This is a genomic window from Lentihominibacter faecis, from assembly GCF_014306095.1.
Taxonomy (GTDB): domain Bacteria; phylum Bacillota; class Clostridia; order Peptostreptococcales; family Anaerovoracaceae; genus Lentihominibacter; species Lentihominibacter faecis.
Window position 1 is genome coordinate 1 of the sequence record NZ_JACRWC010000071.1, and the last position, 5906, is coordinate 5906.

The window sequence follows — 5906 nt, forward strand, 5'->3', positions numbered from 1 at the left end:
AGTTCTTTGTATCAGAGTCCCTTTCTTGCTGTGATTCTTGTATTGTCAGTTTTTTTAATAAATGTTGGAGTCCTTTGTATTGTCGAAATGCAATCAGAGCAATACTGAATGACATCACAAGATAGGAACTAGGGTAAAACTGCCTTTTCAGAATATAATAACTGAATAAAAATAGCAAGAAAAAAGCAGCAGGGGCTTCGATTCCAAACATAATATAGAACTTTTTGATTTTCTTCTTCAATTCATCCATGATCTATCCCTCCGAAGTATGGATTAAGCACCATTTACATGATTATACAGTCATAAAGTTTCCTTTAAGATTATTCTTGAATCTTAAAATCAGCTTTGGATAATCGGTCAATTTCTTTCTGGATCCTATAGGCGTTGGCGCAAGCGGAAGCAATGCAGACTAATACAAATGTAATGAATCCAAACATATGAGTTGTTCCGTGAAAGTATAGTACTAAAAGCAGCATTATTATTGGTGATAAGATAGCAAACCAGAAAAAACTTTTTAGCATTCTGTTTAATTTATCCATCCTTCTTGTTCCTCCTCTAAACGATTAAGCACTATTCGGGGTTCCCGATGTTATGCTGAAGCTGACTTTTCAAGTTTGTGTTGCAACATAAGCTCCTCCATAAAAATCTCCTTTCCACAATCATAATCAAATCCGAAAGATATTTCAACACAAAAATCGCCTCCCATCCCCCCGGCTTCACAGCATTTTCATTTGCTCCACTGCTCCCTGTGTGCTATACTCAAACTGTGTGTAAATTTGTAAATACAAACATGCAGCAAACAGAACAACGAGGTGGATATAAAAATGAATATACTATTAGCAAACGATGACGGCATCGATGCAAGAGGGATCCACGAACTGGCAGACGCCTTAAAGGGGCTGGGCGATCTTTACATAAGCGCCCCGGATTCTCAGAGGAGTGCCAGCGGACACGGGATCACCGTATCGCAGCCCATCACAGTGACAGAAACGACTTTCCCGGGTGCGACCGGAGCCTTTCGCATGTCGGGGACCCCGGCGGACTGCGTGAAGCTGGGCGTGAAACTTTTGCAGAAAGAAGGGATCAAGATCGACATGGTGTTTTCCGGCATCAACCACGGCGGAAATCTGGGGACCGACACCCTGTATTCCGGGACGGTATCAGCGGCCCTGGAAGGAACCATATGCGGAATCCAGTCCGTGGCAGTTTCCGTAAACAGCCATGAAGTAAAAACCTTTGAATACGCCAAGATCCTGGCGCGCAGAACATGTGAAAACGTGGCAGGAAAACTTTCCACGGACATCGCTTTGAACATCAATGTGCCGAACCTTCCGCCGGAGGAAGTAAAGGGGATCAAATACGCCAGACTTGGCAACAGAGAGTACAAGGAATTCTTTTCGCCGATCGAAGAAGGCAGCGGTTACGCCAAATACCGCTATACGGGAGATCCTGTTATCTATGAAGGTCTGCCGGACACCATAGACGTGATCGCCATGCAGGACGGATACGCGACCATAACGCCGCTGCACCGGGATCTTACAGATTACAACCTTTTAAAAGAAATGGAAAAATGGAGGATAGAGAAATGAGTTTTATTACAAAAGACGATACCGTTCTGGTAGCCATTGACTTTCAGGAAAAACTGATGCCTGCTATGAGCAACGGAGAGGAAACAGAAGAAAGAGCTGCGAAGCTGATCCGCGGCATGAAAGTATTTGATATCCCTGCCATCGTGACCCAGCAGTACACGAAGGGAATCGGACCGACTACTGCAAAGCTTTCAGCGGAGCTTGGCGATTTCAAGCATGTGGAGAAAACAGCATTCAGCGCCATGCGCATGTCGGAATTCCGGGAAAGACTGAAGGAAACCGGCAGAAAGAATGTCGTGATCTGCGGAGTGGAAGCCCATATCTGCGTGCTGCAGACGACTTTGCAGCTGATGGAAGAAGGATATAATGTATATCTTGTCGTAGACTGCATCGATTCCAGGAATGAAAACGATAAATTATGGGGAATCTCAAGAATGGGGGAGGCCGGCGCGGTCATCACCACATACGAATCCGTGCTGTACGAAATTCTGCAGGATTCTAAAGCGGATGGATTCAAAGCGATTTCCGCTATCGTAAAATAAGACCATATAGGACAGGCGAAAAGTATGCATATTTTTGAAAACGAGATAACACTGGGAAACCGGCCGATCCTGGACGAGTACATGAATTCATACGAGTACAAGACGTCCGGACTGTCGTTTTCCTCTATGTACATGTGGCGCAACATCAATCTGTTTCAGTGGGACATCATTGGCGACTACATGTGCGTGACGGGGCTGAGTCATCTGGAACTGGAAGACGGGATCTCGCTGCCGTTTCTGTTTCCGCCTCTCACCAGGACGGGAACCTATGAGAAGGAATCATTAAGGGGAACCATTTATCGCTGCAAAGAGATCTTCGAGAAAAAAGGGTATCCTTTCAGCCTCAGGCTGGTTCCGATCCATATGCTGGATATGATCAAAGAAGCTTGCCCGGAAATAGAGTTTGAAGATGACCGGCCAAACTACGACTATATTTATCTGACAGAGGATCTTAAAAATCTTAAAGGCAGAGCTTATCACGGCAAGAAAAATCACTTGAATTATTTCAAGAAAAATTTCGAATACGAATACGTGCCTATGACCTCCGACATGGCGGATGATGCCATGAGATTCATTGCGGAGTTTAACGCACGAAAGGAAATTCCGGCTCACGAAATGGAACTGCTCAAAATGGAAGAGCGTGCTATGGACGACGTGTTCCGCAACCTGGAAGCGGCGGGATACCGAGCAGGAGCAATCCTCATCGACGGGAAGATCCAGGCGCTTGCTGTAGGAGGGAAACTGGGAAAAGAGACTATTACCGAACACGTAGAAAAAGCGAATATCAATTACCGGGGACTGTACCCGGCTATCAACAATGAATTTTGCATCCATATCGCATCGGAGGCCAAGTACCTTAACCGCGAAGAGGATATGGGGATCGAGAACCTGCGGAAGGCAAAGCTTTCATATAAACCGGTTCAGATCCTGGAAAAGTATATCGGCACATTCAAATGAAGGAGACCATTATCATGAGAGAAGTAGTGATCGCAGGAGCAGCCAGAACCCCTATCGGAGCTTTTGGAGGAACTTTAAAAGACGTTCCGGCAAGACAGCTGGGCGCAATCTGTATCAGGGAGGCGCTGCAAAGAGCCGGAGTTGATCCGGCGACGGTAGACGAAGTCGTAATGGGTAACGTTCTGCAGGCAGGACTTGGACAGAACGTGGCGCGTCAGATGGCCATGGATGCCGGTGTGCCGAAAGAAGTCCCTGCATTCACCCTCAACAAAGTCTGCGGATCAGGGCTGAGAGCAGTATCTCTGGCAGCCCAGATGATCAAAGCAGGGGATGCGGAGATCATCGTAGCAGGCGGCGCAGAGAGCATGTCTCAGGCAGGCTATGTAGTTCAGTCTGCAAGGTGGGGATCCCGCATGGGGGATGTTCACATGACGGACGTTATGCTCAAGGATGGTCTCACCGATGCTTTCTACGATATCCACATGGGGATCACGGCAGAAAACATCTGCGAGCAGTGGGGACTGACCAGAGAAGAACTGGATGATTTTGCTGCAAAGTCACAGCAGAAGGCTGTTGCCGCTGTCCAGTCCGGCCGGTTCAAAGACGAGATCGTACCGGTGGAGATCCCTCAGAGAAAGGGAGATCCCATCATTTTTGATACTGACGAATATCCAAAGGACGGGGTGACGGCGGACAGCATCAACGGACTGCGCCCGGCCTTTAAAGAAGACGGGATCGTAACGGCGGGCAATGCATCCGGACTCAACGACTCCGGTGCAGCTGTTGTCGTGATGTCAAAAGAAAAGGCGGATGAACTGGGAATCAAGCCGCTTTGCACCATAAAGTCCTATGCATCGGCAGGTGTTGATCCGCGGATCATGGGGATCGGACCGGTGCCATCTTCTACGAAGGCTCTGGAAAAAGCCGGAATGGAGATGAAAGATATCGATCTCATCGAAGCCAACGAAGCCTTTGCAGCACAGTCTGTAGCAGTGGGCAAGGAAATGGGATTTGATGAAGATAAGCTCAACGTAAACGGTGGAGCTATCGCACTGGGACATCCGATCGGTGCATCGGGATGCAGGATCCTGATCACCCTGATGTATGAGATGCAGAAAAGAGGCGCTCATACCGGACTTGCAACACTTTGCATCGGCGGAGGACAGGGAACCGCCATGATCGTAGAGCGCTAAAAGCGCCGGACGATAAAACATGTTAAAAGCTGAGAATGCGGCGGGAAGCCCGCCGCTTTGCATAAACTATAAAATGATTAGGAGGATAACACATGGCAGAATCGAATTTCATCCATAATATCATCGATAAAGATCTGGAAACGCAGAAGTACGGAGACAAGGTACACACCCGTTTTCCTCCGGAACCAAACGGCTATCTGCACATCGGACACGCCAAGTCCATCTGCCTCAATTTTTCAACGGCGGAAAAGTACGGTGGTCAGTGCAATCTGCGTTATGACGATACAAACCCGGTCAAGGAGGACGTGGAATATGTAGATTCCATCGAGGAAGATGTGAAGTGGCTGGGATTTCAGTGGGACAACCGGCTTTGGGCGTCCGACTATTTTGATGAAATGTATGATTGTGCGCTGGATCTCATCAAGAAGGGCAAAGCTTACGTCTGCGACCTGAGCGCGGACGAGATCCGTGCATATCGCGGCACGCTCAAGGAGCCGGGAAAGGAAAGCCCGTCCAGAAACCGCAGCGTGGAAGAAAACCTGAAATTATTCGAAGAAATGCGGGAAGGCAAGTACGCAGACGGGGAGAAGGTCCTCCGGGCGAAAATCGATATGGCTTCTCCGAATATGAATATGAGAGATCCGGTCATCTACCGTATCGCTCATATCAGCCATCACAATACTGGCGACAAATGGTGCATTTATCCGATGTACGACTTCGCTCATCCTATCGAGGATGCTATCGAAGGGATCACTCATTCTATCTGCACGCTGGAATTCGAAGATCACAGACCGCTTTACGACTGGGTCCTGGAAACTCTCGGCAGGTGGGAAGCTCCGCCGCAGCAGATCGAATTTGCGCGTCTGAATCTGACCAATACCGTTATGAGCAAGCGCTACCTGAAGGCCATGGTGGACGATGGTACGGTAGATGGATGGGACGATCCGCGGATGCCGACCATCGCGGGGATCCGTCGCAGAGGCTATACGCCGGAAGCGGTGCGCGATTTCTGTGAAAGGATCGGTGTATCCAAGGCCAACAGTACAGTAGACGTGGGCCTGCTGGAACATTGCGTCAGAGAAGACCTGAAACAGAAGGTGGCAAGCCGCAACGTGGTAGAAAACCCGGTCAAGGTCATCATCACCAACTATCCTGAAGAGCAGACCGAAGAAATGGAGCTGGAAAACAACAGAGAAGTGCCTGAAATGGGGAACAGAACCGTTCCGTTCAGCCGTGAACTGTATGTGGACGGCGATGACTTCATGGAAGTTCCGATCAAGAAATATTTCCGCCTCTTCCCAGGTAATGAAGTCCGCTTTAAAGGAGCATATTTCATTACCTGCAATGAAGTAGTCAAGAACGAAGACGGCTCTGTCAAGGAGCTGCTTTGCACTTATGATCCGGAAACGAGAAGCGGGAGCGGCTTTGAAGGACGCAAAGTCAAGGGAACGATCCACTGGGTCGATGCGAAAACAGCTGTCAAGATCAAGATCCGCAACTACGACTATCTGATGGTGGATGACGAAGAAGGAAATCAGGTGATGAATCCTGATTCTCTGACAGAGAGCATCGGGTATGCCGAACCGCTGGTGGCAGAAGCCAAGCCGGGTGAACGGTTCCAGTTC

The 5906-nt window shown here is 48.6% G+C and carries 7 protein-coding genes; 5 read left to right on the forward strand and 2 right to left on the reverse strand.

Translation table 11 applies throughout. The annotated features are described in order from the left end of the window. Both H8876_RS05720 and H8876_RS05725 read right to left on the reverse strand, forming a co-directional pair. Positions 1-250, reverse strand: a 250-nt coding sequence (locus H8876_RS05720) for a hypothetical protein (protein ID WP_249286920.1), incomplete at its 3' end; no start/stop codon positions are given. 70 nt (positions 251-320) lie between these two features. Continuing rightward, positions 321-539, reverse strand: a complete 219-nt coding sequence (locus tag H8876_RS05725; protein WP_249286921.1) for a hypothetical protein — start codon at positions 537-539, stop codon at positions 321-323. 285 nt (positions 540-824) lie between these two features. Here H8876_RS05725 and surE point away from each other — a divergent pair, with 285 nt between their 5' ends. The 5 genes from surE to H8876_RS05750 form a co-directional block, all read left to right on the forward strand. After that, the gene (gene surE, locus H8876_RS05730) at positions 825-1589 is read left to right on the forward strand and encodes a 5'/3'-nucleotidase SurE (RefSeq protein WP_249286922.1); all 765 of its coding nucleotides are present in this window, start codon (positions 825-827) and stop codon (positions 1587-1589) included. Further along, entirely contained in the window at positions 1586-2131 is a 546-nt protein-coding gene (locus tag H8876_RS05735; protein ID WP_249286923.1) for a hydrolase, read from the forward strand. Before surE ends, H8876_RS05735 begins: the two co-directional genes overlap by 4 nt. A 24-nt stretch (positions 2132-2155) precedes the next feature. Beyond that, entirely contained in the window at positions 2156-3088 is a 933-nt protein-coding gene (locus H8876_RS05740; RefSeq protein ID WP_249286924.1) for a DUF2156 domain-containing protein, read from the forward strand. Between the two features lie 14 nt (positions 3089-3102). Beyond that, a complete protein-coding gene (locus H8876_RS05745) occupies positions 3103-4281 on the forward strand; it encodes an acetyl-CoA C-acetyltransferase (RefSeq protein ID WP_249286925.1) in 1179 nt (392 codons plus the stop codon). A gap of 92 nt (positions 4282-4373) precedes the next feature. Beyond that, on the forward strand, positions 4374-5906 hold a 1533-nt coding region (locus H8876_RS05750), incomplete at its 3' end, for a glutamine--tRNA ligase/YqeY domain fusion protein (RefSeq protein ID WP_249286926.1).

Bases quoted from the DNA above. Each gene is read 5' to 3' on its own strand.
- H8876_RS05725 (WP_249286921.1), bottom strand. From the start codon at position 539: ATGGATAAATTAAACAGAATGCTAAAAAGTTTTTTCTGGTTTGCTATC.
- surE (WP_249286922.1), top strand. From the start codon at position 825: ATGAATATACTATTAGCAAACGATGACGGCATCGATGCAAGAGGGATC.
- H8876_RS05735 (WP_249286923.1), top strand. From the start codon at position 1,586: ATGAGTTTTATTACAAAAGACGATACCGTTCTGGTAGCCATTGACTTT.
- H8876_RS05740 (WP_249286924.1), top strand. From the start codon at position 2,156: ATGCATATTTTTGAAAACGAGATAACACTGGGAAACCGGCCGATCCTG.
- H8876_RS05745 (WP_249286925.1), top strand. From the start codon at position 3,103: ATGAGAGAAGTAGTGATCGCAGGAGCAGCCAGAACCCCTATCGGAGCT.